Here is a 26,843-nt window from a genome sequence, read left to right on the forward strand (position 1 = left end):
TATAGATGAGTCATAGCAAATTGTCAATTTAAACATTAATTTTTAGCGGCTTTGTCAACGTACCAAACAACTTCCTCTTGCGACAATACAGCCCCCGGTAATACATGACCAATTCGATCTTGCCAAGGTTCATCCATATAATCAGCCCGCTGACGCAATACACGGCCTAAAGCCGCCGCTTTAGATTCACCAACAACGGTAAACCATACATGTTTCGCTTTGGCTAAAAATGGGAACGACATGCTCACGCGTTGCCATACTTTGCCATCAGTTACAGGAATCACAGCACGACTTTCTTCTTCTAACGCGGTAGAACGAGCAAATAAAGAGGCCGTATGTCCATCATCACCAAGACCAAGTAGGGCTAAATCAACACCTTCTTTTTCACAAGCCCGCAACACCATCATGACTTCTTTTTCATAAGCATCCGCTGCTTCCTCTACCGTACCACTATTAGTTGGCACTGGATAAAAATGGCTGCTACCACCAATATAAGCAAATAAACGCTCTTTAGCACGATAGAAATTATTATCTGGATCAGTATGTGGCACAAAGCGCTCATCAACCCAAAGAAAATAAATCCGTTCCCAATCAAGTTGCTTGCGATATTCATCAGTATTCAATAGTTCAAACAATGTATTGGGCGTAGTACCGCCAGAAATAGCGACTACACAAGAACCAGTATCGGCAATACATTGATTAGTCAACGCGACAAAGGCATTTGCTACTGCTTCAGCCACTTCTTGTGGCGTTTCAAAGGAATGAATTATATCTTGCGCCATTGTAAGGATCCCCCTTCCAAAATCTCGTTGGTTTCTTTTGGCCCTTCACTAAAGGCAGGATAGAAACAAAGCGGCACATCATCAGCATTCGCCTCCCACGCACGCAATAAAGGCATAAATAACTGCCAAGATGCTTCAACTGTATCATTGCGCACAAAGAGTGTCTGATCACCTAAAAGAGCATCTAAAATCAAGCGTTCATAAGCATCTGGAATATCTTCCCCTTGCATGAAATCACTATAGGAAAAGTCCATATCTAAAGTGTTTACACATAACTTAGAGCCAGGCGCCTTCACTTCAATAGATAAGCCCATACCTTCGTGAGGCTGCATCCGTAATAACAACACATTTTGATTAAAGTCTTTAGGACGAATTGGTCTAAAAATGGAATGTGGAATTGGCTTAAACGTAATCGCAATTTCACTAGACTTCTTAGGTAAACGCTTGCCCGTTCTCATATAAAACGGCACGCCACGCCAACGCCAATTATCAATGAATAGTTTCAAAGCTACATAGGTCTCTGTTTGCGAACGAGGATTTACTCCTTCTTCTTTGCGATAGCCTGCTGCTGGTCTATCAGAATCAACGGACTCTACATATTGACCACGCACGGCAATTTGACCAAGTTCTTGTTCTTCTAATGGACGAATGGATGAAATTAATTTTGCTATTTCATCACGATATGCATCCGCTTCAAATACGGCCGGTGGTTCCATTGCAATGAGCGATAACATTTGCACCATATGATTCTGGAACATATCACGCAAAGCACCGGCTTTGTCATAATAACCAGCTCGTTTTTCTACACCTAATTCTTCCGCTACCGTGATTTCCACTTTTTCAATATAAGTGTGATTCCATAGCGGTTCAAAAATAGAATTAGCAAAGCGGAGCATTAAAATATTCTGTACTGTTTCTTTACCTAAATAATGGTCAATACGATATGTCTGGGATTCCTTAATATATCGTTTTAACGATTTATCTAGAGCTACGGCACTTTCTAAATCATGTCCAAATGGTTTTTCAATAATTACGCGTGCCCAAGCCTCATCTTCAGCTAATAAGCCTTGCTCTGCTAAGCCCTTTACAATCGGCTCAAACATAGTTGGCGGCATAGCTAAATAGAATAAAGCATTCCCTTCTGTACCATGGACATCACTCACACGAGTTAATTCCGATTGTAAACGCTTAAAAGTATCCGCTTCGGTATATTGCCCAGCTACATAGGAAAAACGCGACAAGAAGTCCTCTGTCACTGTATCACCATTAGCTAGCATAGATTCACGCACTTCTGCTTGAAACTCTTCATTACTCATTTCTGTGCGCGCTACACCAACTACTGCAAATTTCTCTGGTAATAATTTTCGTTCAAACAATGCATATATAGCGGGTAACAATTTTCGTTTCGTCAAATCACCAGAAGCCCCAAAAATTACGATAGCTCCTGGACCTGGTGCCGATTCAACACATAATTGTTCTCGGCAGTTATACGAAACTGTCATTGGTTTTGCACTCATTGTTAGCAATCTCCTATACTATAGAATATCATTATATGCTTACTCTAGCACAAAATGAGAAGAACTTCAATATACGGGTATAAGAAAACGACTGCATAGAAGATACTTCTTAAGCGCACAATATACAACAGTAGCCAATTCATAACAAATAAGTATACAATCACCTTTGACGACGTAATATTTATAACTATGCAAATTTCACAATCATATATAAAAATAAAAAATAACCGCCTCAAGTTTTTACAAACTTAAGACGGTTATTCTTATAGTAATGTCATTCAAACCATAGTTATGTAGAGACTATTTCACTTCTACATTAGCAGTGCCATATTTTTTAAGGCTTTCTGCTTCGATTTCTTCTTGGGTACGATAGCTTTGAGGCATCTTAGCCAAGCGAATCCAGCTGCGAACAGCTTCTACCAACACGATAACAATCATAAGGAACATAACTAAGCTAAACGCCACAAGTGTCCATTTGCCAGCTGGAATATAGCTATAGAACACGTTTTCAAAATCTGCGGCAATGGCAATAATAGCCATGAAGAAACAAGGTACCGCCGTTACCCAAGCGTAACGTTTATGGCCAAGGCGCATAATAACAGTCGTACCAACAGCTAAGGTCATAGTCCCTAATAACTGGTTAGATACACCAAATAATGGCCAGATAATACCGATGTTACCTTGTAATACGAGGTAACCCCACATGATACAGATAAGAGCTGCACAGCCATATACGCCAGGAGCCCAGTTAACGTTTTCAAGTGGTTTGTAGAAACGGCCTAATAATTCTTGTAATAAATAACGACCTACACGAGTACCAGCATCGATTAATGTCATGATGAACAATGCTTCAAACATGATACAGAAGTGGTACCAGTAACCCATTAAATGATCCATATTAGGCAATTTAGAGAAAATATGAGCCATACCAACAGCTAATGATACAGCACCACCTGGACGGTGCATTAAATCTTCCCCTACCATAGCCGATAAGGCTGGCAATTCATGAACCTGTAAGCCTAACGCTTTAAAGGATTCAGCCGTAGAGTTAATAGCAAAGTAATCATCTGGATGTAATGCTGTAGCCGCAATCAACGCCATCATAGCGATGAAGGCTTCTGTAAGCATCGCACCATAACCGATAGGTAAAATTTCACGTTCATTAGTAATCATCTTAGGTGTTGTACCAGTCGCAATTACTGTATGGAAACCGGATAAAGCACCACAAGCGATAGTAATAAAGATGAATGGGAATACAGACCCTTTCAATACAGGGCCACCACCATGAACAAATTGTGTCACAGCTGGCATCTGAATTACAGGCATTACGATGATAATACCAAGTGCTAATGCGCCAATAGTACCGATTTTTAAGTATGTGGACAAATAGTCACGAGGTGCCAACAATAACCAAACTGGTAAAGCGGCTGCAAAGAAACCATATACAGCTAACATGATTTCAATAGTTTGCAAGTCATACGTAAACCAATGCGCATATGGAGATGCTGCTACTTCTGGGCCATAGAAAATAGCCGCAAAGATAAGCGCTACCCCAATAACTGTCGCTTCTTGAATCTTACCAGGGCGTAACCAACGTAAGTAAATCCCTACAAAAACAGCAATCGGAATTGTCATACTTACGGAGAAGAAACCCCAAGCGGAATTGTGAAGAGCATTAGCAACTACTACGGCCATCCCTGCTAAGGTAATGATAAGCAAGAATAAAGTAGCTAACATAGCGCCTACACTAGCTAAATTGGAAATTTCTTCTTTGGCAATATCGGCAATCGATTTGCCATCATAGCGAACAGAGGCAAATAAAATTACCATATCATGCACAGCACCAGCTACTACGGACCCAATTAAGATCCAAAGTAAACCTGGCAAATAACCAAATTGCGCTGCAATAACTGGACCTACTAATGGACCAGCACCGGCAATAGCTGCAAAATGGTGACCAAATGTTACCCACTTATTTGTAGGTACATAGTCATGGCCGTCATTGTGAACGACCGCTGGTGTAGGACGGAATTGGTCCAACACCAATACCTTCGACGCAAGGAATGCCCCGTAGAAGCGATACGCTAAGACGAGGATACACGCCGAGGCGATTACTAGATACAAACCATTCATTTCCACAAAAAAACACCTCCAGTGTTTTATAACAACACTGAAGGTGATGGCTCACATTCAAAATAAATAAGAGCAGAATAATAATCGATGCGTCCTCACAAACAATGTTGCTATTAAGGGAGCGTATATTCTTCTAGACATCTGGTCTATATCGCCGCTCACTAACAACCAATGTTGGGGTCACAAGCTGACATTGTATAAACCGCTGTCTAACTGTGATTACATCCTCCCAATGGCGTAAGTCACAAATTCACTGGAAACTCTAACAAACAACACCTAGAAATTTATCAATTCTTTCGCATACTTATGCCAAAATGCAATCTTTCATGTACCTATTTTACATCGATTCTTAACTGTGTCAATTATCATTTATGAATAATAGATTAATTATAGGCTGATTTAGTATACAATCGTCAAAAAAACGTCTATTCGGATTCTCCTATAAAATCAGTAGGCATCGAGGGTTTTAGGCTCTTATGCTTTTGACGTATAGACGCAAAAATAGCACCTGAAATATTGTGCCACACACTAAAAATTGCCCCTGGTAATGTTGCTAATGGATTCATAGCAAAATGCAAGGTTGCTAGCGATACGGCTAAACCACTATTTTGCATCCCCACTTCAATGGCAATGGCCGTAGCTTTAGGATAGGTGGTTCGTAACAGTTTAGCCGCCACAAGTCCCAAGCACATGCCAATGATATTATGCAGGATAACCACCGCTAAAACCAATAAACCAGCAGTAAATATTTTAGTCACATTGACCGAAATAATACCGGCAATAATCATTACAATAGCTACTGACGAAACTAAAGGCATGCAAGCCAAAAGAGCTTCTAATTTTTTGCCAAAGAAATGATGAATTGCAATGCCTATCAATACAGGCAACAATACGACTTTCACGACAGACAACACCATAGCTAAAAAGGACACTTCTACCCAAGTGCCACCTAGCGAAAAAATTAAAAATGGTGTAATCAAAGGCGCCAACAAAGTTGAGGCAATCGTCATCCCTACTGATAAGGCGACATCCCCTTTAGCAATATAGGTAATTACATTACTCGCCGTCCCCCCAGGACAACAGCCTACCAAAATAACACCTATGGCAATATCCGTAGGCAACTGTAACGCTTGGCAAAGAATATAAGCGGTAATAGGCATAATCGTATACTGAAGCAATATGCCGCCTAACAAGATTTCTTTTGGATTGGCCCAAACAATTTTAAAATCTTGGGCTTTAATAGATAATCCCATACCAAACATGGCTACCCCTAAAAACACCGAGGTATAACTAACGGTCCAACTAAATAATTCGGGAGTCCAACAAGCCCAAATCGTAAAGGCAATAATAATAACACCAATATACTTAGTAATCATAGTAGTAATACGTTGTAAGCTAAGCACAAGTCCATTCATAGCAGCCTCCTTACGCATTCGCCTAATTCTTCTCATCTAAAGGATTAAAACTAAAATTATCAATAAGGCGCGTTTTACCAATATACACCGCCATAGCTACTAATACAGGTTGTTCAATAGTCTCAACATCTTCCATAGTCAAAGCATCAATTACTTTTACATATTCAATAGTAGCCATTGGCTCCTTAGCAATGATATCCTTCATGGCCTCTTCTAATTCAGCTGCTTTTAGGCCTACTTTAATATGATCCTGGCCATAAAAAATACTGCGAGATAGGCAAAGGGCTGCTTCTCGTTCAGCAGGGGATAAATACGTATTGCGTGAAGATTTCGCTAGTCCATCTGCTTCACGCACAATCGGGCAACCCACAATCTCTAATGGCATATTTAAATCCTTTACCATTTTACGAATAATCGCCAATTGTTGCGCATCCTTTTCACCAAAATATGCTTTATCAGGTGTGACAATATTAAATAGCTTAGTTACAACCGTGCAAACACCATGGAAATGAATGGGGCGACTTACACCGCACAAATGCTCATTCATATCTTTTACAACAACCGACACTTTAGGATTATCATACATTTCAGTAGGCTCTGGACGGAACATAATATGGGCCCCCAAGCTTTCACACAAAGCGGCATCACGAGCCTCATCACGTGGATAGGCCTCCAAATCTTCAGTAGGCCCGAATTGAGTGGGATTGACAAAGGTTGACACTACCACTTTATCATTTTCTGCCACAGCCCGTTGAATTAAAGAAGCGTGACCCTCATGTAAAAAACCCATTGTTGGCACAAAACCTACTGTCTTTCCTTCTTGGCGCCAAGCGGTAACCATAGCTCGCACCTCACTAATAGTTGTTATGATTTTCATAATATCTCGTCCTTTCGTGATTTACGTTTGCGAAGATAGCTCTGCTCTGACAGCACAATTACTTCATATCGGCTAACAAACCATGTTTTTCATAGTTTGTCACTCTTACAATCGCATTCTTCTCATCCACAAACACAACGGACGGTTTATGATTTTCAATCTCTTCGTCAGCTAATTGACCATAAGCCATGATAATAATCATGTCCCCAGTACAAGCACAACGAGCGGCGGCACCATTCAAACAAATTACACCACTATTGGCTTCACCACTAATGGTATAAGTCTGAAAGCGTTCACCATTGTTAATATTTACAATATCCACTTTCTGATATTCGTAGATTCCTGCTGCTTTTAACAATTCTGAATCTACTGTAATACTTCCTACATAATCAAGCTCTGCTTGTGTCACCGTAGCCCGGTGAATTTTACCAGCTAATACTTCACGTATCATGTATATCTCCTTTACTGTCATGCCTTTTTAAAGGCCAAAGCAATAAAAAAGGTGTTCGTGGAGCTATATCCATCGAACACCTACATAGGCAAACTAAGCCTCTCCGTCTTGTATTGGACATCCTAAAGATTGCCCCTACACGGCGAGACCTTCTCTCGTCTATATATACATGAAGCATTGTGTGTCAGATAGAGTATAGTTTCTACAGAATACTATCTCCCTCTGCAGTATAACATAAATTCCATCTGACTCCTAGCACTATACAATTTTCTTTTCAAAATAAATAGTTTTATGACTCAAACCAGGCAGTTGAGTTATTTTAGTAATCGTAAACCCTAAGCTTATATACATATCTTTAAGCCAAGGATGCGTATCAGCAGTTCCTAACGTAACTATAGGCGCTTTTAACTGATCGCGCAATACATTAGTTTCCAACCACTGTAGCATTTTCTTAGCATATCCTTGTTGTTTAAAACGAGGAGAGGTCACAAAATGGCCAATATGAGGATATTCTCGAGGGCCTGGTTTTGGTCCCCAAGGCATCCGTAGCGTAATAGAGCTGGCTAATTGACCGTCTACAAATAACCCATAAGTAGGGTGCGTATTCACCCAATCAAGAGCGTCTGCTTCCGTCATATGACTGGCGGAAAAGTCAACACCATGTTCTAAATTACTAGCATACCCTTCATGAAGAACTTCATAATATGCAGGCCCATCTTGAGCAGTCAATTGACGATAGCTTAACTCACCAACTACACTAACCACTGTTTGTTTAGATTCAACTTGACTCATATTACATAGTCCTCCCATTGTCCTAAATAGCGATTTAAGAACTGACGAGTTCTATCTTCACGAGGATTGCTAATAACTTCTTTAGCCGTTCCCTGTTCTACAATAACCCCTTGCTCCATGAAAATAACTTGATCTGCCACTTCTTTAGCAAAGCTAATTTCATGAGTCACTACAATCATAGTCACATGCATTTCACGGGCAATGGTTTTGATAGCCCCTAATACTTCACCTACTAATTCAGGGTCTAAAGCACTGGTCGGCTCATCAAATAAGATTACCGCTGGATCCATTGCAATCGCCCGGGCAATGCCTACCCGCTGTTGTTGTCCACCAGATAACTGCACTGGATAATAGTCTTCAAAGCCTTTCATGCCCACCGCTTCTAAACATTGTTCAGCCTTAGCACGGGCTTCTGATTTTTTCATATTTTTAACCGTCACAAGCCCTTCCATTACATTTTCAAGAGCTGTCATGTTAGAAAATAAATTATACATCTGGAATACCATAGAGGTATTACGACGAATATTTAATATTTCTTTCTTCGAAGCACTGTGTAAATCCACAGTCATATCATTTAGGGTCATCGTGCCCGCATCAGCTTTTTCTAAAAAATTAAGAGTTCGCAAAAACGTTGTCTTACCACTCCCCGAAGGCCCTAAAATAACTGTAACAGACCCTGTAGGTACAGTTAAGTCAATTCCTTTTAGTATCTCCCGATCCCCAAAAGATTTTCTTACATTTTGTATCTCTATCATAAAATCCTCTAATCTCAATTAATTATACTGCATTGCCCCGTTTGTACTTACTCATCATATGTTCTAAACGTTCAAAGATAAATTCAAATACAATCCCTAGCCCCCAATAAATAAGTGCTACTACAATATAGGCCTCAAAATAGGCCGAATTATCTTCTACATAAAGCTTAGCCGCACCGAGTAATTCTACAACGGTAATAACAAAGACAATGCTGGTACTTTTCATGGTATTTAAGAACTGATTAGCAAATAATGGTAATGCAAATACAGCCGCTTGTGGTAATACTACACGGCGAAAGGCCTGTGTCCAGGTCATGCCAATCGCCAAAGCCGCTTCTACTTGCCCCTTAGGAACAGATTGGATAGCCGCCCGGAATATTTCACTCAAGTAGGCACCTGTATGTAAGGTCAAACCGACTACTGCTACTAATGTGGCTGGTACTTTTTCATAGGGTATATGCACGCCCGTCTGATCTTCTAACGCAAGAAATAAAATCGGCAAGCCATAATACACTAAATATAGTAATACCATATTAGGCAAACTTCGACATACTACAACAAATATATCCGCTAATTGGCTAATAATAGGAATCCGATTAAGTTGGGCTACTGAACTAATTAACCCTAAAGCAATCCCTAAGCCAACACTGGCAAAAGTAAGCCACAAGGTCACTTTTACATAACCAAATACATACCAGAAAGTACCACTTATATATTGAAAACTAATAATACTGGTTGATTCCATGTGCCTCACCCCTTACTTGCTGCGGCGCGCGCTGTTGTGTGGCGTGCTACTCGTTCACTAATGGTATAACGACGCTCTAAGAACCGCCCAATTAATGAAATAATTAAAACTAACAACCCATAAATAATAGCTACATCTACAAATAATTCCAAACTGCGTTGTGAATTGGCCCCCATTAAATCGGCGCGGCGCATAATATCGACAACCCCTACATTAAAAATAAGAGAAGTCCCTTTCATCATGCCAATAACGCTATTAATGAGAGGCGGAATAGCCATAGTAAAGGCTTGCGGTAAAATGACACGGCGATAACTCTGAAAACTTGTCATGCCTAGGCTCATAGCCGCTTCTTTTTCACCTTGGGCTACCGCTTGTATACTACTGCGTAAAATTTCTGAGCTATATGCCCCTATATGTAACGTAAATACAACAATAACAAATAATAAACCAGGTACATTGCGCGTACTAATTCCCATATGACTTAAAATTTCAGGTACACCAAAATAAATCAAAAATAGTTGCACTAAAAATGGCGTGCCTCGCATAAAGGAAACATAAACAGTAAGTGCCTGTTTTAAAACAGGCACTCGGTTTACTCGGGCAATTGCAATTAAACAGCCTAAAAGGATACCTAAAATAGTTGCCACAATGGTAATTGTTAAGGTTATATTGAGCGATGTTAATAGGATTGGAAAGGACTTAACCATATAGGCTACGTCAAAATACTGTCCCATAATTCTGCCTCCATTAACAATTATTGCTTAGCAGGCTCTACTGTGTAATCGCCGCCTAAATACTGCTCCGATAATTTTTTGAGCGTACCATCTTCACGCATAGCTTTAACTTGTGCATCAATTTTATCGGCTACTTTTTGCATTTCAGGGTCTTTACGAAGCAAGAAATACGTCGGCACATCAGTCAATGTTTCACCTACAGATTCAACTGGTAAATTACGATCTTTTTGAGCTGTCGTTACCATGTATTCATACTCACCGCCAGCATCAGCACGGCCTGTAGCTACTAAGTTTAATGTTTCTACAGTACCTTTATCTGTATAAATAACATTAATTGGTGTTGCAGCTGTTTCATTGTATTGTTTCAATAAATCAACAAACTCAGAATTTGTTGTGGCCGCTACAGTTTTGCCTTCTAAATCCTTTAAGGAATGAATATCGGTACGGCCCTTTTTAACAACTAATTTACGAACTGTGTAGTTGTTAATTTCTTTCGTATAAATGTATTTTGCTGCCCGTTGTGGATTATTACGCATTTGATTTGCAATCATATCTACTTGACCTGCATCCATGGCAACAAAAGCAGCGTCTACAGCCATTGGTTTGAAATTAAACTTAATGCTAGGATCACGGCGTTCTACTTCTTTTAAAATTTCTACATCATAGCCAGTTAAAATGCCATCATCATTGGTATAAGAAAATGGCTTAGACGTGCCACGGGTGGCAACATTTACGACTTTAGCATCTGGATTTGATGCACTTGCTTTATCAGCACTGTCATCACTGCCACAACCGGCTACGACACCTAATGCAAGTACCAAAGTGCCTAGCAAGGCTGCCTGTTTCCAATATTTTTTAAAATTCATGGGAGTCCCTCATCTCTTTTCACAACATACTAATTTTTCATTTATAACAAATAATTAATTCATAACAGTTAATTAATTCGTAACAAATATTTTATTTATAACAGATAACTGATTTATAACAGACTTACAACAGATTTTCAACAGAGTTATAACAAATCTATAACTGATTTACAGCTACTTATAATAACTCTAAAACATCTGCCATGGTACCATCAGGCCAATTTACAACACTCTTTAGAAAAGCCTTACTAAAGGCCAAATACGTAGCATTCTCTAATTTTGTGCCTAAAATATCTGGCGTAAAAGGCGCTACTGGTGAACCTAATGGTCTATCTTCTGTATAATTATATATAGTGCCATCTTGTAAACGAACCGTCACTTTGATAACACGTACATCCTTAGCCACAGCGGGTAAATCATAAACTCTCTTAAATATACCCGCTTCACTTGCTTCTAAAAAAGCCGCAGGCACCGAAGGTTCTTTAAACAAATCATCATCAATCTGACCTAAGGCCAACATTTGCCAGCCCACAAATTCCATAGAGAATCGCCCTTCCTGACCACTTTGTGGTACCCTATAGCGAAGGGCTGTATCAGCATTAGGCGGAAAATGAAACGTCACCTCTGCAATATCTGCCCAGCCATAACCATGCGGTAGCAACTGTTCCTGACGAATTTTTTCGCAAGCTGAAACGCCACAAATGGCGGCAGAACAATAGGGATGTAATTTCATCCATAAGCCGGGCTCTTTAAGCTGACCTGGATTTAACCACTTCGCCTGTAAATCAGACGGCGTAAGTTCTACCTTGCCAAAAGTTGCCAGCCAGTAGCATTATTAAAGACGTTCTGATTAGCTGTTAAGCTAGTATTTTGTAATAGCCAAAAAGCAAATACTGCATTACGCGCTGCAAAACCAGCATGAAGTGGCTTTGTATCAGAACCAGCTTCAAAGCCCATGCCAGCTGATTGTGTACCAGCTAACGACAGTAATTGTGCAGTTTCAGAGTCCGAAAGACGAGCCAATTTAGCTAAAGCTGCTGCACCCCCTATAGGACCAATAGTGCCTGTAGAGTGCCAACCAGCCAACTTATGCTGAGGATTCAAATAGGCTCCTAACAAGCCTTCAACTTCCGCTCCTACCACATAGGCGGTCAGCACATCAAGCACCGTATCTGTCGGCTTAGCTACCGCTAATAATACAGAAAATAAGACTGTACTAAAATGACCGGCAATATTAGCTTGTGCATCATCATAGTCTAAATAATGGGAACAAAATCCATTAAAAAAGGCTGTATATTCTGGCGCCGTTTCATATGGTTGACCTAGCAACTTCTGATTACCTTCTGCCAATTGGCGTGTTGCCACTTCTTGTGCCATAGCCACTACCTTAGGCTCATTACGAGCCGCTAAGGTAGATGCTATATAATCGATAAAAGCTACTTTTGCTAAAGCTAGTAAATCAGGGCGTGCCGTTATATCGGTTTGTTGGATTAATTCCACCAGCGTAGCTGTATTTTCATCCATCCCTTTCATAAAAGCCTCTTATTTAGCAAATTTTTCAGCACGGTCATTTGGTTCAGCCCAAATAGAATCATCTGGCCCCATTGGTACCAACCGAGGTAAGTCTTCAATTGGTGTATGGTCTACATAGTAGAAACGTTTACGCATGGAATCGAAGTCTGTATTATTGCCAAACGCTGGAATGGAATATAAATCTTTCGCATAATTCCAAAGATTTGGATAATCTACCAAGCGTTTTTTATTTACAAAGTATTTCTGATAGAATACTAGGTCAAAACGCTGCAAGGTTACAAATAAGCGAATATCTGGGTCAGTAATGGTATCTCCCATTAAATAACGCATGCGACCAAGACGTTCTTCAAGCCAATCTAAACGATCAAAAATACGATTAAAGTAGAATTCATAATCTTTCTGATTGTTTACCATAGCTGCCAAATTAACCGCTAAGTTAACATCAGCATAGATAACTTCATTAAGGGCATCAATATCCTCACGTAATTCTTCAGGGTAAATATCAGACACTGATGGATTCGCAAATTTCTTAAATGCCATAGCAATATCTGTCGTCAACACATGATAGTCGTTGTTAACCACAGCGCCTGTTTTTACATCTACAATAGCAGGCACAGTGGAGCGTTGGTCATAATTTGGGTCCCCTTTACGATAGGCCTCACCTAAGGAATGGATTTTAAGAACTGGATCTACATCCCCTTCATCAAGGGTAAAGAACCAATCCCCAATAACGCCAGCTGGACGAAGTGGATCAACTACACCTTTAGAAATAACTTTATCTAACCCTAAATAATCAATAGCGATAGATACACGATTGGCCCAAGGACAATGACGGGACCAAATTAAACGATAGCGACCTTCTTCAACGGGCAATTCCCCTTCACCATCACCAAAAGGTGTTGTAAATTGTGGCTCTTCAGGGTCTGCATATTTTTGGCGGCGGTTGAAGTTGGAGGCATCACGGCCTTCATACTCTTTTTGTTCGCCAATCGCCCGTGGATTACTAGACTGAAATGGCGAAAAATCAATAGGACATGCATTCATTTTACGGGTAAAATGAATCTCTGCTCTAGCTTCTTCAATAGATTTGTCTTTAATCATGCTCTCTCCTCATTATACTTTTTAATTCCCTCTTTTTATATAGGAATATATTGTAAAAAATAAAAACATACAAAACTTATATGCATGTGCATTCATTTTACACCGCAAGATAAATCCTGTCAATAAAGTATGAATATATTTTTTGATAAATTTCTAATAAATAGATATGATATATTTATAAAAAATACAAATCAAATAAATAGACTCTTAACAATAATCCTATTTATTATTATTGTAGTTATCTATATAATGGTATATACTAATCATAAGGAGGAATTAAAATGAAACAAAATAATAATATGGCAAAGCACCTTGAACGACAGTCTAAATATATAACAACTCAAACGAATCCAGATTTGCGAAAAAAAATGGAGACCATTTCTTTAGAACTTATTAAACGTAATGACACAGTTTATAGAGCCTTAGAAAATAAATAATATGGAATATCATGAAATACAAATTCTATTAGATAATATTTTAATGATTCATGAACAATTATCTAATATATACAAAATGGAAGCAGGCGTGAGAGATATAGATTTACTAGACTCTGCAGTAAATGCGCCTTTTCAAACATTCTGCAATAATGATTTATATCCCACAATATATCTTAAAGCAGCAAAATTATGTCATGGTTTAGCGAAAAATCATCCATTTGTAGATGGAAATAAAAGAACTGCATTACAAGCAATGCTACTATATTTAGCGCTAAATAACGTCGAATTACAATATACGAATCTAGAATTAGAAACATTAATATTAGATGTTGTTACAGATAAAATGAAAATAGAAGATATTACAAAATGGATACACCTCCACGAAGTATAAAAGAGACTATAGTTGATTTCTGAACTATAGTCTCTTTTTATCGTCTATACTATATTACTATTAAATATCTAAGTTACTACTACGATTCTAAATTACTAAATAAAACAAGCTATTACTCTTCTTTAGTTAAAAACTGCATACAAATAAGAGAGCCTATATGCTCGACTACAACCAAGATTGCAAGTGGCCACATAGAATGACCACCACCAAGACCTACTAAAGGTGAAGCAATAGCACCCGCTAAGAAAGAAACGACGCCTAACCAACCAGATGCGCTCCCAGCTACCCCTTTATGCGCATTCATAGCACAGGAGAAACTAAGTGGCAAAGTAGCACCACAACTAAAGATAAGTAACACCAAAGCAATCATAACGTACCAAGGATCTTGCGGTTGCACCAAAGCAATCGCCACTATGAGCAAACCTGTTACCAAGCCACCTACATTACCTAGCCATAAGACAGGACGTTCACCTAAACTTTTACTTAAGCGACCAAATATTTGAGCCCCCACTGCTAAACTAGCGGAACCAATACCAAAGAAAATACTGAATTGTGTAGGCGTAAACTCATAAATACCTTCCATTATAAAAGGCGATGCCCCAATATAACCAAATAGCCCCATAGAAGCAAAGCCTTGTACTAATAAGTAGCCACGATAATTTTTATTCTTCCACAATTGTCCCATACTTTGTAAGGACTCTTTTAAACCACCTTTTAAACGTTTTTCTACTGGCAAAGTTTCAGGTAAGCTCGCCATAACCCATACAGCCCCAATAAAACCACAGGCGGTTAATACTAAGAAAATCGCTTCCCAACTCCAATACTCCAAAACAAGACCGCCAATAACAGGGCCTGCAATAGGTACAATAGATGTAATCAATACTAATAAGGATATGAAACGAGTCAATTCATTACCAGTATGCGTGTCACAGGCAATAGAACGACTCAATACAATACAGCCTGCTCCGGCGACCCCTTGTACGAACCGCCACAATAAAAACATAGGTAAAGAAGTAGCTGTACCACATAAAAAAGATGCAATAGCAAAGCCTACAAAGGATACCATTACTGGTTTACGGCGTCCAATTTCATCACTCCAAGGGCCAATTAAAACCTGCCCTAGGGCTAAACCAATAAAACAGGCAGTCAAACTAAGTTGTCCACCTGATGCTGTCGTTCCTAAATCTCTTGCAATTTCCGGTAACCCCGGCAAATAAATATCTGTACTTAAAGGCCCTATCGCGGCCATAAAAGCAACTAACACTATAACTAATTTATTCATTAACAATCACCTCTCCTCTGTAGTATAACAAGGAGCGTGCATTAAGTATAATATCAATAAACGACGCATATATAACAATATTGTTATATATGCGTCGTTAACTAAACTATATCTCTATAAAGATACTTCTTATTTTTCATTACTGTATGTCTAAAGTAACTTGTTTCATAGCCACTATAGCTAACCCATGAACAATCATGACTAGCACGGTCAAAGGCCACATAGAATGACCCCCACCAAGACCAACAAGTGGTGAAGCTATAGCACCTGCTAAAAATGCCATAACTCCAAGCAAACCTGAAGCACTACCCGCTATTCCTATATGGGAATTCATGCCACAAGAAAAGCTTAATGGCAAGTTAATGCCACAACTAAAGATTAAGCCTAACAATAGCCCGCCTACTAAATACGGTGTTTCAGGCTGTATAAAAGAAGCTATTAACAAACCACAGCCTATTAAACCACCCAAACCTATACCAATTTTTAAAATTTGATGCTCCCCAAATGCTTTACTAATGCGTCCACTGATTTGAGCTGCCAAAGCAAAACTAGCTGAGCCCAAGCCGAAAAATAAGCTAAATTCACTTGGTGATAAACCATAAATCTCTTCCATAATAAAAGGTGCCGCCCCAATGTAACCGAATAGCCCCATCGCCGTAAAACCTTGCACTAACAAATATCCTCTATACGCTTTATTTTGCCATAATGTAGACATATTATGTATGGACGTTTTTAAACCACCTTCAATCCGCTGTTCCAAAGGTAGTGTTTCTGGCAATTGCCATAATACACCAATACTCCCAATCACACCGGCTACTGTAAGCAACATAAAAATATAAGGCCATTTAAAATGTTCCAATATGAAACCACCAATAATAGGGCCTGCAATAGGCACTACAGAAGATATTAAAACGAGTAATGCAATAAAACGAGTCAATTCATTACCAGAGAAACGATCTGAAGCAATAGAACGAGCCAATACAATACAGCCTGCACCAGCTAGGCCTTGTACAAAACGCCACAATAAGAACATAGGTAAGGAAGTGGCAGTACTGCATAGAAAAGACGTAATAGCAAAACCTAAAAAAGATAAAATCGCAGGTTTACGTCGTCCTACCCCATCACTCCAAGGGCCAATAATAATTTGTCCAATAGCTAAGCCTAAAAAGCAAGCAGTTAAACTTAACTGTCCCCCTGAAGCATTAGTGCCTAAATCTACAGCAATATTAGGTAAGCCAGGCAAATAAATATCTGTACTAAGCGGCCCAATAGCTGCCATAAATGCAATCAGTAACACTGTGATTTTATTCATTCCTATGTCATCCTTTCTATATATTCATTTACCTATCAATACTATTCATTCTTTTGCCAAAGTAAAAGAGGACTCCCCCTTACGGAGGAATCCTCTTCAATTGTATGTTGCCATACAATATTGTTTACCGAGACAATTTAACATTTTATCACAAAATATTCATTTTGTAAAATAACTCGTAAATAGGTATTATTTATTTTCCCAAATATCTACACGACGGTTGTCAGCGCGCCCTTGGTCAGTATCATTAGTGGATACTGGATTGTTTTCACCTTTGTAGTTAAGCACTAACTGAGATGCTGGTACACCTTGACTCTGAGCATACGCTGCTACATTGTCTACACGACGTTGAGATAGTGCATTGTTATAGTCATTAGAACCCTTAGCATCTGTATTACCTACTAATTTGTATGTATGTGTTGGGTTAGCTTTTGCAACTTGTACAAAATGATCTAATTTAGATTGTTCTGTACCAAGTGGTTGATCTTCATCAAAGCCAAAATGAACACTTTCTAAATAGTAGTCATTACGAGCTGGTGCTTGTTGTACTACAGGTACTGCTTGAGGTTGTGGCTGTGGTGTATAAACAGGTGCTGGTGTTGGTTCTTCAGCTTCATAAGAGTCACCACCAAAACGGTAAGAAAGACCTGCAATAAAGCCTTTATAGCTAATATTAGCATCATCTACAAGTTTAGTATTTACATAACGATAACCTGCACTTACATCTAAGTCATCAGTAATGCTATAACCTAAACCAGCTTCCCAAATAGTAGTATTTTTAGTACCAATAGCTGCTTTACCATAAACATCTAATTTATCAGTCAATGGCGCTTTACCAATAATACCGATTTGAGCTACATTATTCTTCTTAGAACCACTTTCGCCTTCCCATTCTAATTTATTATCAATACGATTCCAACCAGCATAGGCTGCAAAATTCTTATTGATAGAATAAAGAGCATTTACTTCTTGACTACTCCCATCAGTATGTATCCCATCTGTACTATTATTGCCCTTAGTTTCTAAGCCGTAGTAATTATATTGAACCGCCCAACGATCATTTAAACCATACGTAAGACCACCTTGAAGATTCCATTTATCATTGGTTGTCACATCCCCGTTAACAGATTCATCAAAAATCTTGTCAGAATCAGCACTGGCTTCAACATTCCAAGCACCTAAATCAACTTGCCATTGGCCTTCTTGCCATTGAGTTTGTGGTGTAGCAAAGGCTGCGGATGTTACGCAAGCTGCTACAGCTGCTAATAATAATGCACGTTTTTTCATACAATCTCCTCTTTTCTAAAAACAACAGTAATATAATAAAATATCACACTTACAACTCTATTATAGAATTATATCGATATAAAATCAATAAGATTTTAAGGAGATACGTGCCTATTTACTCGCTGTCATTAGGATATAAGTTTTGAGCTTCCAAAATAGCTTCTTTTAGCATTTTTTCATTAAAACGGCGCACCATTCCAGGGATACGGAACAAGTCAATAATAGCCCAAATACCAAAGCCACTAGCTGTCACCCAATACAACAAGTTAATAATTGGTTTTCTAAGATAAAAATAATGCACCCCAAAAATAAACCACCATAAATAAGCCATGCCTGTATCTTTTTGACTGGTCATTTTTAATAATACATAGTCACGTTGTGCCTGTGTCAAATTTTGTAAAGCTACTAATTCGTTGGCCTTCATAGTAAAACCTCCCCTATGTGTATCCTTAGTTAATTTTAATTATTTTCTATTATATCATAGTCTCTTTTTTCTAGTAATTTATAGCCTACTTATAACCTTTTTATAGACTACCTGTAGGCTACGCCTTCCAGACTAGCCTAAATTCAAAGAAGATAGGTAAAAAGAAACCCCACAAACCTGAGGTTTGTAGGGTTGCCATTTGTAATATTAACGTTTCGAGAACTGAGACGCCTTACGAGCTTTTTTAAGACCGTATTTTTTACGTTCTTTCATACGTGGGTCACGAGTTAAGAAACCAGCTTTTTTAAGAGATTGACGAAGTTCACCGTCAACACCTAATAAAGCACGGGAGATACCGTGACGAATTGCACCAGCTTGACCAGATGGGCCACCACCAGCAACGTCAGCGATAACATCATATTGTTCAACCGTACCAGTAAGGTTAAGCGGTTGTTTTACGATTAATTCCAAAGTCTTACGACCAAAGTAATCGCTAAGATCACGTTTATTGATTACAATTTTACCTGTGCCCGGTACCAGACGAACTCTGGCAACGGAAGATTTTCTACGACCTGTACCGTAGTACTGAGCTACTGCCATGTAAATGTTCCTCCTCCCGGTAATTACCGAATATCAAATTCCAAAACTTCAGGTTTCTGAGCTGCATGTGGATGTTCAGGACCAGCATATACGTTCAATTTGCGATAAATTTGAGCGCCTAGCTTGTTCTTAGGAAGCATCCCGCGAACTGCCATTTCCACAACGCGTTCTGGATGTTTTTCCAACATGTTACCAAGAGTAACGAAACGGGAACCACCTGGGTAACCAGAATGGCGGAAATATGTTTTCTGAGTTAATTTTTTACCTGTGAAACGAACTTTCTCAGCGTTGATTACGATAACGTGGTCACCAGTGTCAACGTGTGGTGTGAAAGTCGGTTTATTTTTGCCCCGAAGAACTTTAGCTACTTCGGCAGCAAGGCGTCCTAAAGTTTTACCTTCAGCGTCAACAACATACCATTTCCGTTCAACAGTGTTCGGATTGGCCATATATGTAGTTTTCATGCTGCTAATTCCTCCTCATAACGACTACTTTACCAAAAAGCATCCTGCTCTCTTTCCGGGGCTAATGGAATAAGATACAAATGCTTACCGAAATATTATACGTGATTTAACTATAGACTGTCAACCACTATTTCGCATATTTTAAGTATAATCACATATGTTTCTAACCTAGCTAATGATCAAATCAATTACTATAATAAAATATTAGCCCAAAACATATAGAAAATTGGGCTACTATAGGTAAATTCTATTCTTCACCTATAATACGCACTTCTGTTTCTAGCTTAACGCCATGCGCTTCTGCTACACGAGATTGCACATTGTGAATCAAATCCAACACATCTTTAGCCGAGGCTCTCCCCTTATTAATGACAAAGCCTGCATGCTTTTGCGAAACTTCTGCATCGCCGACAGCCAAACCTTTTAAACCAGTCTGTTCAATCAAGGTACCCGCAAAATAGCCTGGTGGTCGCTTAAAAGTAGAACCAGCACTAGCATATTCTAAAGGTTGTTTGCTTTCACGGCGTTGTGTTAAATCTTCCATCATAGCTAAAATGGCATCTTTATCGCCTGCTTTTAATGCAATATCCACTTCACCTATAATTTCATGGCTTTCATGAAAACGGCTATGACGATAGGCAAACGCTAGTTCCTCAGCCGTATATTCAGTAACATGGCCTGTCATATCAACAGCACGCACTTTAGTCACCACTTGACACATTTCACCGCCATAAGCGCCTGCATTCATGAATACAGCGCCACCCAAAGTGCCTGGAATGCCAATGGCAAATTCTAAACCGGTCAACCCTGCTGCATAAGCAAACTGCGAAGCATCTTTTAACATATAGCCAGCACTAACAGTTAATGTACTATCAATTGCTACCATAGTTTCCTTCATATCGCTAAGCGATAATACTACGCCACGAATACCACCATCTAAAACAAGCACATTAGAGCCACTTCCTAAAATAGTTAATGGCACATCAGCCCGATAAATCGCCGCTAACACTTGACTTAACTGACTCATAGTTTGAGGCATAACAAAGATATCAGCAGGGCCACCAATTTTAAAGGTTGTATGCTCACACAATGGTTCTCCACAGCGCACAGCCGTTGCCGGTACAATATGTTGCAAATCTGTGTAAAGCGCTTGTAGATTATTGTTTAGCTTTTTCAAGAATTTTCATTCCTTCTGTAATAGGTTCACTAATGATACGATAAATGTCATTGGATACTTGTGTCCAACGCACATGAGCTTGTAAATAAGCTTGTGCCCCAGAATTTGCTTGAATCATAGGCATTAATTCTTCTAATTTTTTACCAATTTCTTCGGCTTCTGGTGCTTCTGCCATTTTAGCATATTCCCACTGCATTTGTTGCATCAAGAACTGTTCAATTAAACCCTTAGCAGTAGCGTCACTTTCTACCGCAGCTTGCGCCTCCATTAAGGCTTTGTACTCTTCGCTTTCACGCATCGATTTCTGTAATTCATACGCTTTGTCATAATTCATAATGTTAATTACCACCTTTCATTGTTAAATGGCCTAAATTTTTTAAATCAGGAAAATTCAATTGCCGCATTGCTTCATACGCAATGATAGCCACTGAATTGGATAAGTTTAAGGATCGAGCCTTTTCAATCATAGGTATGCGAATCGTCTGTTCATAATTAGCAGCTAACAACTCTTCTGGTAGGCCTTTAGTTTCTTTACCAAACACTAACATATCGCCAATTTCATACTGAACTTCTGCATATGTATGTTTCGCTTTAGTCGTAGCGTAAAAATAACGACGATCAGGATATTTCTCATATACTTCTTGTAAATTTTCATGGATTTGTACATCCACTAGATGCCAATAATCAAGACCTGCTCGTTTTAAATATTTATCTTCTAATTTGAAACCCAAGGGTTTTACTAAATGAAGCGTCATATGATTAGCCGCACATAGTCTAGCAATATTTCCTGTATTACCAGGAATTTCTGGTTCTACTAATACAATTTCCATACATCATCCTTCTTTTGTACTAATTAGTCTAACATCTTATTTTAACCAATTATAGTAAACCCTTCAAGTCTTTTCTCAATACCGCTATGCCATTTTTACAAGGACTTGCACAAAGCTTGTTTATCATTTTTAAAATGACCACTTTTACCACCAGATTTTTCTACCAAATATACAGGTCCCATGACCATACTTTTATCAATGGCCTTGCACATATCATATACTGTTAAAAGGCCTACTTGGACCGCTGTCAGCGCTTCCATTTCTACCCCAGTCTGCCCTGTAGTCTTAACCGTAGCTTCAATACGCACTGCTTGCTTGGCCTCATCTAGTTCACACAAGACTGCTACCTTACTTAAACTTAAAGGGTGGCATAATGGAATAAGGCTAGCCGTTTGCTTTGCCCCCATAATAGCCGCCAATTGTGCTACAGCCAGTACATCGCCTTTTTTCATAGTACCAGCTGCTATGCGACTATAAATTTCTTCATTCACAGTAATAAATCCCTCTGCCACAGCAACCCGAGTTGTAACCGCTTTATCACTTACATCTACCATGCGAGCATTACCAGCTTCATCAAAATGTGTTAATTCCATAATTGACCTCTTTATTGTATTTTAAGTTAATATAGATTATTTTTGTTTACTAACCATCCAATTTCATATAATTCAATCTCATTCTATGGTATCATGTAATATATAAGTAGTCTAATATTTTAATCACAAGGAGGCGTCTCTTATGGCAGTATCATTAACCTACTATGGTCATTCTACATTTTTACTAAGCAATGGTGAAGTTTCTATTGTTTGCGATCCTTTTTTTAATGGAAATACTTGGGAGATTGCTAAACCTGAAGATATTAAATGTCAATATATTTTTGTTAGTCATGGCCACGGCGACCACTATGGCGATGCTGATGTAATCGGCAAAGCTAACGATGCACTACTCATCTCTACAGCAGAAGTAGCTCACAAAGCAGAAGAAGCAGGTCTAAAAGCGCATGCTATGCATTTAGGCGGCAAATTTGACTTTGAATTCGGTTCGGTACGCCTCACACCCGCCTTCCACGGCGCAGGTATTCCTGGCGGTCATGCAGCCGGTGTTATCTTCAACTTTTACGGCAAAACTATTTACTTCGCTGGCGATACAGCCTTCTTTAGTGATATGCAATACTTAAATCGCTTTGGTGACATTGATTATGCCCTTTTACCAATTGGCGACAATTTCACTATGGGTGTAGAAGATGCCTTATTAGCAGCCTCCTTAATTAAAGCCAAAGTAACTATTCCTATCCATTATAAAACCTGGCCAGTTATCGACAAAGACCCTCATGAGTATGTAAAACAGCTTGAAGCTAAGCATCAACAAAAAGGTCTAGTTGTTGACCCAGGCACAACGATTACCCTATAACCCATAACCAAAAAGGAGCTATTTCAGAATGCACACTGCATCAAGAAATAGCTCCTTTTTAGTATTTCGCCTATTTTAATTCATACATAACATTACACAACTTACTACTTACATTTATGTACTCATTACTAATCCGCCGATAAGCATACAGTTATGATATACCTATCCTTTACTGTTCTGTTATTTACGGTTCCTTACTTCTTTTGTTTTTCGACTACGGGCTCGTATTTTTCAAAAAACATGGCCAACTGTTTACGCAATTGCTGTCGTTGTGAAGGCTTCAAGGCATAGTGTTTACCATTAAAGGCCACTTCCTTGTTCTTGATAACAGCCCATAAGTCGTAGACTGGAGGCAAACTAGGTTTAACCTCAGCCAATTCATCTAAGGACACACCATAATATACGGCTAATTGCTTTAACGTTTCTAAATCAGGCTCACGATAGCCAGTCTCATAATTAGACAACGCAGCATTACTAATACCCACGCTACTAGCTACTTCTAACTGACTTTTGCCAGTCCTCATACGAACTCGTTTAAGATTTTTATATAACGCCATACTATCACGCCCCGCTTCATTGGCCTATCATATACTACTCAAAATAGACAAATTCTATCTCTATTATACACCTATTTTTCAAAAAGCGTAAATATTTTGATTTAATACTTCACAAATCGCTGAATTTTAAACTAAATGAGCAAATGCTTTCTGTCCAATGTCTTTTCGATACTGACAGCCGTCAAAGCGAACAAGTTCGACACGACGATACGCGACATCAAGGGCTTCTCGTAAATCTGCCCCTAAGCCTACAATACCTAAAACACGGCCCCCAGCCGTTTCAAAATGAGTATCTACATACTTCGTACCTGAATGGAATACTAAAGTATTATCAGTAAAGCTTAAATCACCTGCAATGACATCACCAGAATGAGAGGTTTCAGGATACCCTTTAGAAGCAAGGATAACACAAGCAGCACTACCTTCCTGCCACTTAACCATATCAGCGGTCAAACAACCCTTAGCACAAGCCAACATAATCTCCCCTAAATCGCCTGCTAATAAAGGCAATACAACCTGCGTTTCAGGATCTCCAAAACGAGCGTTAAATTCGACTACTTTAGGTCCTGCTTCGGTAATCATTAAGCCTGCATATAAGCAGCCTACATACGGCATACCTTCTGCTTTCATCGCCCCTACCATAGGCACTAAAATTTTATCATACGCTTCTTTTAGAAGTGCTTCTGTCATAACTGGTGCCGGCGCATAGGTCCCCATACCACCGGTATTAGGGCCTTGATCACCATCAAAAATACGCTTATGGTCCTGAGAAGAAATCATAGGAACTACCGTTGTACCATCTACAAACGCCAATAAAGAGGCTTCTTCGCCAGCCATAAACTCTTCAATTACCACTGTATGACCAGCATCGCCAAAACGATTCGCAGACAGCATATCCTCTACAGCGGCCTTAGCTTCCTCTATAGTCATAGCGACAACCACACCTTTACCAGCCGCCAAACCATCAGCTTTAATCACAATAGGCGCCCCTGTTTCATCAATAAAAGCATTCGCTGCTTCTACATCAGAAAACACACCATAAGCCGCCGTAGGAATATGGTATTTTTTCATCAAATCTTTGGCAAATACTTTAGAACCTTCCAACTGAGCAGCAGCTTTAGATGGGCCAAATACAGCTATCCCCGCTGCTCGCACTGCATCAGCTAAGCCAGCCACTAATGGTGCTTCTGGGCCAATCACCACTAACTCAATATGTTCTTTTTGCAAAAACGCCACCACATCATCAAAATTTTGCCAATCTAAAGCCACACAAGTAGCAATATCAGCCATAGCTTTGCTACCAGGCAAGGCATATACTGTATCCACCGATGCACTTTGCGCCAATTTCCAAGCTAAAGTATGTTCACGACCACCCGATCCAATTACGCAAACTTTCATATATCCTCCTTGGGTCAATTAGTGTTTAAAATGACGTACATGCGTGAATACCATCGCAATACCTGCTTCATCAGCTTTAGCAATGGATTCTTCATCACGAATAGAACCGCCTGGTTGAATAATGGCTGTAATGCCATGTTCTGCCGCTGTCGCTACAGTGTCGCCAAATGGGAAGAATGCATCCGATGCTAACACAGCACCCTTAGCCTTATCACCAGCTTCTTCAAGCGCAATTTTAGCCGCCCCTACACGATTCATCTGACCAGCGCCAACACCTAATGTCTGATTATCTTTAGCAATCAAAATGGCATTAGATTTCACATGTTTAACTAATTTCCACGCAAAGCGTAAAGCGTCCCATTCAGCCTCAGTTGGCTGCACTTTCGTTACCACCGTGTAGGAAGTTTCATCTTCTTGCAAATCATCTTCAGTTTGCACTAATAAGCCACCCGATACTTTTTTAACCACAACTTGATCTGCCGCTGGTTTTTCTAATTCAATAAGACGTATATTTTTCTTAGCTGTTAAAATAGTCAATGCTTTGGCAGAGAATTTAGGTGCCATAATAACTTCTAAAAATAATTTACTCATTTCATTCGCAGTTGCTTCATCCACTTCACGATTAAGCGCTACAATCCCACCAAAAGCGGACACCGCATCAGCTTCATAGGCTTTTACATATGCGTCCGTTAACGTCGCCCCGGTAGCAGCACCACATGGATTTGTATGTTTAATGATACAAGCCGCTGGCTCTGTAAATTCCCATACCATATTCCAAGCGGCTTCCATATCCACAATGTTATTGTATGATAATTCTTTGCCGTGAAGCTGTTTCATAGCCCCCATACCAGTAGCTGCCCCAATTTCTTTATAAAATGCAGCTTTTTGATGTGGATTTTCACCGTAACGAAGGTCCGTTACTTTTTCATAAGCTTGTAAATATTCCGGTGGGAATGGTGTCTGTTCCAATTGTTCACTAAAATAATTAGCAATGGCTGTATCATACGCCGCTGTATGAGCAAAGGCCTCCTTCGCTAAGGCAAAGCGGAAGTCACGCCCTAAATCGCCATCAGCTTGTAAGCGAGCAATCACTTCATCATATCGTTCTGGATTAACTACAATGCCTACATATGCGTTATTTTTAGCGGCCGAACGAACCATAGTTGGACCACCAATGTCAATATTTTCAATCGCTTCGTCTAAGGCCACATTAGGTTTAGCAATAGTTTCACGGAATGGATACAAGTTAACCACTACTAAATCTAGAGGCTGAATACTATGATCTTCCATAGCCTTTACGTGCTCTGCATTATCACGAACTGCCAAAATACCGCCATGCACCATAGGATGTAAAGTCTTAACGCGACCATCCATCATTTCAGGGAATTTAGTTAATTCATCAACTTGATGAACTGTTACACCTGCTTCCGCTAATGTACGGAACGTTCCCCCTGTAGAATAAATCGTAACCCCTAATGAAGCCAATGATTTGGCAAATTCCACAATTCCTGTTTTATCGGATACACTAATAAGTGCATTTTTAATCATACAAATCCTCCTACAACTGACGCTGTTG

30 protein-coding genes are annotated in these 26,843 nt (G+C 39.4%); 3 read left to right on the forward strand and 27 right to left on the reverse strand.

Features of this window, described 5'->3' with window-relative positions; all coding sequences use genetic code 11:
• Window positions 1-35: 35 nt before the first annotated feature.
• From pgl to NFR44_RS06715, 14 genes are all read right to left on the reverse strand, one after another.
• On the reverse strand, window positions 36-782 hold the full coding sequence (gene pgl / locus NFR44_RS06650; RefSeq protein ID WP_251442573.1) for a 6-phosphogluconolactonase: 747 nt from the start codon (window positions 780-782) through the stop codon (window positions 36-38).
• Window positions 767-2,299 (reverse strand): glucose-6-phosphate dehydrogenase, encoded by a 1,533-nt coding sequence (gene zwf / locus NFR44_RS06655; RefSeq protein ID WP_251442576.1) that lies wholly within the window; start codon window positions 2,297-2,299, stop codon window positions 767-769. Before zwf ends, pgl begins: the two co-directional genes overlap by 16 nt.
• Window positions 2,300-2,599: 300 nt before the next feature.
• On the reverse strand, window positions 2,600-4,438 hold the full coding sequence (locus NFR44_RS06660; protein ID WP_277612537.1) for a carbon starvation CstA family protein: 1,839 nt from the start codon (window positions 4,436-4,438) through the stop codon (window positions 2,600-2,602).
• 419 nt (window positions 4,439-4,857) lie between these two features.
• Window positions 4,858-5,847 (reverse strand): bile acid:sodium symporter family protein, encoded by a 990-nt coding sequence (locus NFR44_RS06665; protein ID WP_251442579.1) that lies wholly within the window; start codon window positions 5,845-5,847, stop codon window positions 4,858-4,860.
• A gap of 22 nt (window positions 5,848-5,869) precedes the next feature.
• Entirely contained in the window at window positions 5,870-6,724 is an 855-nt protein-coding gene (panC, locus tag NFR44_RS06670; RefSeq protein WP_251442582.1) for a pantoate--beta-alanine ligase, read from the reverse strand.
• A 58-nt stretch (window positions 6,725-6,782) separates the two neighbouring features.
• Window positions 6,783-7,175 carry an aspartate 1-decarboxylase gene (gene panD, locus NFR44_RS06675; RefSeq protein ID WP_251442585.1) on the reverse strand — a complete coding sequence of 131 codons (393 nt, stop codon included), beginning with the start codon at window positions 7,173-7,175 and terminating at the stop codon, window positions 6,783-6,785.
• A 258-nt stretch (window positions 7,176-7,433) separates the two neighbouring features.
• Window positions 7,434-7,967 (reverse strand): GNAT family N-acetyltransferase, encoded by a 534-nt coding sequence (locus NFR44_RS06680; RefSeq protein ID WP_251442588.1) that lies wholly within the window; start codon window positions 7,965-7,967, stop codon window positions 7,434-7,436.
• On the reverse strand, window positions 7,964-8,722 hold the full coding sequence (locus tag NFR44_RS06685) for an amino acid ABC transporter ATP-binding protein (protein ID WP_251442591.1): 759 nt from the start codon (window positions 8,720-8,722) through the stop codon (window positions 7,964-7,966). The genes NFR44_RS06680 and NFR44_RS06685 overlap by 4 nt, the downstream gene beginning before the upstream one ends.
• 22 nt (window positions 8,723-8,744) lie before the next feature.
• The gene (locus NFR44_RS06690) at window positions 8,745-9,467 is read right to left on the reverse strand and encodes an amino acid ABC transporter permease (RefSeq protein ID WP_251442594.1); all 723 of its coding nucleotides are present in this window, start codon (window positions 9,465-9,467) and stop codon (window positions 8,745-8,747) included.
• Between the two features lie 5 nt (window positions 9,468-9,472).
• Window positions 9,473-10,201 (reverse strand): amino acid ABC transporter permease, encoded by a 729-nt coding sequence (locus tag NFR44_RS06695; RefSeq protein ID WP_251442597.1) that lies wholly within the window; start codon window positions 10,199-10,201, stop codon window positions 9,473-9,475.
• Between the two features lie 20 nt (window positions 10,202-10,221).
• The gene (locus NFR44_RS06700; RefSeq protein WP_251442600.1) at window positions 10,222-11,067 is read right to left on the reverse strand and encodes a transporter substrate-binding domain-containing protein; all 846 of its coding nucleotides are present in this window, start codon (window positions 11,065-11,067) and stop codon (window positions 10,222-10,224) included.
• 178 nt (window positions 11,068-11,245) lie between these two features.
• Window positions 11,246-11,800, reverse strand: a complete 555-nt coding sequence (locus tag NFR44_RS06705) for an MmgE/PrpD family protein (RefSeq protein WP_251442604.1) — start codon at window positions 11,798-11,800, stop codon at window positions 11,246-11,248.
• A 68-nt stretch (window positions 11,801-11,868) separates the two neighbouring features.
• On the reverse strand, window positions 11,869-12,600 hold the full coding sequence (locus NFR44_RS06710) for an MmgE/PrpD family protein (protein WP_251442605.1): 732 nt from the start codon (window positions 12,598-12,600) through the stop codon (window positions 11,869-11,871).
• A 9-nt stretch (window positions 12,601-12,609) separates the two neighbouring features.
• Window positions 12,610-13,701 carry a glutathione S-transferase C-terminal domain-containing protein gene (locus tag NFR44_RS06715; protein WP_251442608.1) on the reverse strand — a complete coding sequence of 364 codons (1,092 nt, stop codon included), beginning with the start codon at window positions 13,699-13,701 and terminating at the stop codon, window positions 12,610-12,612.
• Between the two features lie 281 nt (window positions 13,702-13,982).
• Between NFR44_RS06715 and NFR44_RS06720 the strand changes: the two genes are divergently transcribed.
• Complete coding sequence (locus NFR44_RS06720) at window positions 13,983-14,138, forward strand: hypothetical protein (protein WP_251442611.1); 156 nt, start codon at window positions 13,983-13,985, stop codon at window positions 14,136-14,138.
• Window position 14,139: 1 nt separating this feature from the next.
• Window positions 14,140-14,529: a type II toxin-antitoxin system death-on-curing family toxin gene (locus NFR44_RS06725; protein ID WP_251442615.1), complete on the forward strand. Its 390-nt coding sequence runs from the start codon at window positions 14,140-14,142 to the stop codon at window positions 14,527-14,529.
• Between the two features lie 112 nt (window positions 14,530-14,641).
• On the opposite strand, the gene NFR44_RS06730 is transcribed toward NFR44_RS06725, so the two are convergent.
• The 10 genes from NFR44_RS06730 to moaC all read right to left on the reverse strand — a co-directional run bounded on the left by NFR44_RS06730 (window position 14,642) and on the right by moaC (window position 22,498).
• Window positions 14,642-15,811, reverse strand: a complete 1,170-nt coding sequence (locus NFR44_RS06730) for a multidrug effflux MFS transporter (RefSeq protein ID WP_251442617.1) — start codon at window positions 15,809-15,811, stop codon at window positions 14,642-14,644.
• A 139-nt stretch (window positions 15,812-15,950) separates the two neighbouring features.
• Window positions 15,951-17,123, reverse strand: a complete 1,173-nt coding sequence (locus NFR44_RS06735) for a multidrug effflux MFS transporter (protein WP_251442620.1) — start codon at window positions 17,121-17,123, stop codon at window positions 15,951-15,953.
• Window positions 17,124-17,312: 189 nt separating this feature from the next.
• Window positions 17,313-18,410 (reverse strand): outer membrane beta-barrel protein, encoded by a 1,098-nt coding sequence (locus tag NFR44_RS06740; RefSeq protein ID WP_251442623.1) that lies wholly within the window; start codon window positions 18,408-18,410, stop codon window positions 17,313-17,315.
• Between the two features lie 115 nt (window positions 18,411-18,525).
• A complete protein-coding gene (locus tag NFR44_RS06745; RefSeq protein WP_251442626.1) occupies window positions 18,526-18,834 on the reverse strand; it encodes a TM2 domain-containing protein in 309 nt (102 codons plus the stop codon).
• Between the two features lie 207 nt (window positions 18,835-19,041).
• On the reverse strand, window positions 19,042-19,434 hold the full coding sequence (rpsI, locus tag NFR44_RS06750) for a 30S ribosomal protein S9 (RefSeq protein ID WP_162099030.1): 393 nt from the start codon (window positions 19,432-19,434) through the stop codon (window positions 19,042-19,044).
• A gap of 23 nt (window positions 19,435-19,457) precedes the next feature.
• Window positions 19,458-19,898, reverse strand: coding sequence for a 50S ribosomal protein L13 (rplM, locus tag NFR44_RS06755; protein ID WP_251442629.1), 441 nt, complete (start codon window positions 19,896-19,898; stop codon window positions 19,458-19,460).
• Between the two features lie 247 nt (window positions 19,899-20,145).
• On the reverse strand, window positions 20,146-21,075 hold the full coding sequence (gene murB / locus NFR44_RS06760; protein WP_251442632.1) for a UDP-N-acetylmuramate dehydrogenase: 930 nt from the start codon (window positions 21,073-21,075) through the stop codon (window positions 20,146-20,148).
• Window positions 21,056-21,409 carry a YlbF/YmcA family competence regulator gene (locus NFR44_RS06765; RefSeq protein ID WP_251442635.1) on the reverse strand — a complete coding sequence of 118 codons (354 nt, stop codon included), beginning with the start codon at window positions 21,407-21,409 and terminating at the stop codon, window positions 21,056-21,058. Before NFR44_RS06765 ends, murB begins: the two co-directional genes overlap by 20 nt.
• Before the next feature lie 4 nt (window positions 21,410-21,413).
• The gene (gene trmL, locus NFR44_RS06770) at window positions 21,414-21,905 is read right to left on the reverse strand and encodes a tRNA (uridine(34)/cytosine(34)/5-carboxymethylaminomethyluridine(34)-2'-O)-methyltransferase TrmL (RefSeq protein ID WP_251442638.1); all 492 of its coding nucleotides are present in this window, start codon (window positions 21,903-21,905) and stop codon (window positions 21,414-21,416) included.
• A gap of 95 nt (window positions 21,906-22,000) precedes the next feature.
• Window positions 22,001-22,498, reverse strand: a complete 498-nt coding sequence (gene moaC, locus NFR44_RS06775) for a cyclic pyranopterin monophosphate synthase MoaC (protein ID WP_277612538.1) — start codon at window positions 22,496-22,498, stop codon at window positions 22,001-22,003.
• 142 nt (window positions 22,499-22,640) lie between these two features.
• Between moaC and NFR44_RS06780 the strand changes: the two genes are divergently transcribed.
• Complete coding sequence (locus NFR44_RS06780; protein WP_251442653.1) at window positions 22,641-23,312, forward strand: metal-dependent hydrolase; 672 nt, start codon at window positions 22,641-22,643, stop codon at window positions 23,310-23,312.
• A 194-nt stretch (window positions 23,313-23,506) separates the two neighbouring features.
• On the opposite strand, the gene NFR44_RS06785 is transcribed toward NFR44_RS06780, so the two are convergent.
• The 3 genes from NFR44_RS06785 to purH all read right to left on the reverse strand — a co-directional run bounded on the left by NFR44_RS06785 (window position 23,507) and on the right by purH (window position 26,815).
• Complete coding sequence (locus NFR44_RS06785) at window positions 23,507-23,869, reverse strand: helix-turn-helix domain-containing protein (protein WP_251442656.1); 363 nt, start codon at window positions 23,867-23,869, stop codon at window positions 23,507-23,509.
• A 126-nt stretch (window positions 23,870-23,995) separates the two neighbouring features.
• Window positions 23,996-25,267, reverse strand: coding sequence for a phosphoribosylamine--glycine ligase (gene purD / locus NFR44_RS06790; RefSeq protein WP_251442659.1), 1,272 nt, complete (start codon window positions 25,265-25,267; stop codon window positions 23,996-23,998).
• Between the two features lie 18 nt (window positions 25,268-25,285).
• Window positions 25,286-26,815 carry a bifunctional phosphoribosylaminoimidazolecarboxamide formyltransferase/IMP cyclohydrolase gene (gene purH / locus NFR44_RS06795; protein WP_251442662.1) on the reverse strand — a complete coding sequence of 510 codons (1,530 nt, stop codon included), beginning with the start codon at window positions 26,813-26,815 and terminating at the stop codon, window positions 25,286-25,288.
• Window positions 26,816-26,843: the final 28 nt, after the last annotated feature.

The organism is Veillonella intestinalis, assembly GCF_943193155.1.
Classification (GTDB): domain Bacteria; phylum Bacillota; class Negativicutes; order Veillonellales; family Veillonellaceae; genus Veillonella_A; species Veillonella_A intestinalis.

What these genes read in the sequence shown, in the direction of transcription:
- pgl (WP_251442573.1), bottom strand. Translation starts at nt 782, where the DNA reads ATGGCGCAAGATATAATTCATTCCTTTGAAACGCCACAAGAAGTGGCT.
- zwf (WP_251442576.1), bottom strand. Translation starts at nt 2,299, where the DNA reads ATGAGTGCAAAACCAATGACAGTTTCGTATAACTGCCGAGAACAATTA.
- NFR44_RS06665 (WP_251442579.1), bottom strand. Translation starts at nt 5,847, where the DNA reads ATGAATGGACTTGTGCTTAGCTTACAACGTATTACTACTATGATTACT.
- panC (WP_251442582.1), bottom strand. Translation starts at nt 6,724, where the DNA reads ATGAAAATCATAACAACTATTAGTGAGGTGCGAGCTATGGTTACCGCT.
- panD (WP_251442585.1), bottom strand. Translation starts at nt 7,175, where the DNA reads ATGATACGTGAAGTATTAGCTGGTAAAATTCACCGGGCTACGGTGACA.
- NFR44_RS06680 (WP_251442588.1), bottom strand. Translation starts at nt 7,967, where the DNA reads ATGAGTCAAGTTGAATCTAAACAAACAGTGGTTAGTGTAGTTGGTGAG.
- NFR44_RS06685 (WP_251442591.1), bottom strand. Translation starts at nt 8,722, where the DNA reads ATGATAGAGATACAAAATGTAAGAAAATCTTTTGGGGATCGGGAGATA.
- NFR44_RS06690 (WP_251442594.1), bottom strand. Translation starts at nt 9,467, where the DNA reads ATGGAATCAACCAGTATTATTAGTTTTCAATATATAAGTGGTACTTTC.
- NFR44_RS06695 (WP_251442597.1), bottom strand. Translation starts at nt 10,201, where the DNA reads ATGGGACAGTATTTTGACGTAGCCTATATGGTTAAGTCCTTTCCAATC.
- NFR44_RS06700 (WP_251442600.1), bottom strand. Translation starts at nt 11,067, where the DNA reads ATGAATTTTAAAAAATATTGGAAACAGGCAGCCTTGCTAGGCACTTTG.
- NFR44_RS06705 (WP_251442604.1), bottom strand. Translation starts at nt 11,800, where the DNA reads ATGAAATTACATCCCTATTGTTCTGCCGCCATTTGTGGCGTTTCAGCT.
- NFR44_RS06710 (WP_251442605.1), bottom strand. Translation starts at nt 12,600, where the DNA reads ATGAAAGGGATGGATGAAAATACAGCTACGCTGGTGGAATTAATCCAA.
- NFR44_RS06715 (WP_251442608.1), bottom strand. Translation starts at nt 13,701, where the DNA reads ATGATTAAAGACAAATCTATTGAAGAAGCTAGAGCAGAGATTCATTTT.
- NFR44_RS06720 (WP_251442611.1), top strand. Translation starts at nt 13,983, where the DNA reads ATGAAACAAAATAATAATATGGCAAAGCACCTTGAACGACAGTCTAAA.
- NFR44_RS06725 (WP_251442615.1), top strand. Translation starts at nt 14,140, where the DNA reads ATGGAATATCATGAAATACAAATTCTATTAGATAATATTTTAATGATT.
- NFR44_RS06730 (WP_251442617.1), bottom strand. Translation starts at nt 15,811, where the DNA reads ATGAATAAATTAGTTATAGTGTTAGTTGCTTTTATGGCCGCGATAGGG.
- NFR44_RS06735 (WP_251442620.1), bottom strand. Translation starts at nt 17,123, where the DNA reads ATGAATAAAATCACAGTGTTACTGATTGCATTTATGGCAGCTATTGGG.
- NFR44_RS06740 (WP_251442623.1), bottom strand. Translation starts at nt 18,410, where the DNA reads ATGAAAAAACGTGCATTATTATTAGCAGCTGTAGCAGCTTGCGTAACA.
- NFR44_RS06745 (WP_251442626.1), bottom strand. Translation starts at nt 18,834, where the DNA reads ATGAAGGCCAACGAATTAGTAGCTTTACAAAATTTGACACAGGCACAA.
- rpsI (WP_162099030.1), bottom strand. Translation starts at nt 19,434, where the DNA reads ATGGCAGTAGCTCAGTACTACGGTACAGGTCGTAGAAAATCTTCCGTT.
- rplM (WP_251442629.1), bottom strand. Translation starts at nt 19,898, where the DNA reads ATGAAAACTACATATATGGCCAATCCGAACACTGTTGAACGGAAATGG.
- NFR44_RS06765 (WP_251442635.1), bottom strand. Translation starts at nt 21,409, where the DNA reads ATGAATTATGACAAAGCGTATGAATTACAGAAATCGATGCGTGAAAGC.
- trmL (WP_251442638.1), bottom strand. Translation starts at nt 21,905, where the DNA reads ATGGAAATTGTATTAGTAGAACCAGAAATTCCTGGTAATACAGGAAAT.
- moaC (WP_277612538.1), bottom strand. Translation starts at nt 22,498, where the DNA reads ATGGAATTAACACATTTTGATGAAGCTGGTAATGCTCGCATGGTAGAT.
- NFR44_RS06780 (WP_251442653.1), top strand. Translation starts at nt 22,641, where the DNA reads ATGGCAGTATCATTAACCTACTATGGTCATTCTACATTTTTACTAAGC.
- NFR44_RS06785 (WP_251442656.1), bottom strand. Translation starts at nt 23,869, where the DNA reads ATGGCGTTATATAAAAATCTTAAACGAGTTCGTATGAGGACTGGCAAA.
- purD (WP_251442659.1), bottom strand. Translation starts at nt 25,267, where the DNA reads ATGAAAGTTTGCGTAATTGGATCGGGTGGTCGTGAACATACTTTAGCT.
- purH (WP_251442662.1), bottom strand. Translation starts at nt 26,815, where the DNA reads ATGATTAAAAATGCACTTATTAGTGTATCCGATAAAACAGGAATTGTG.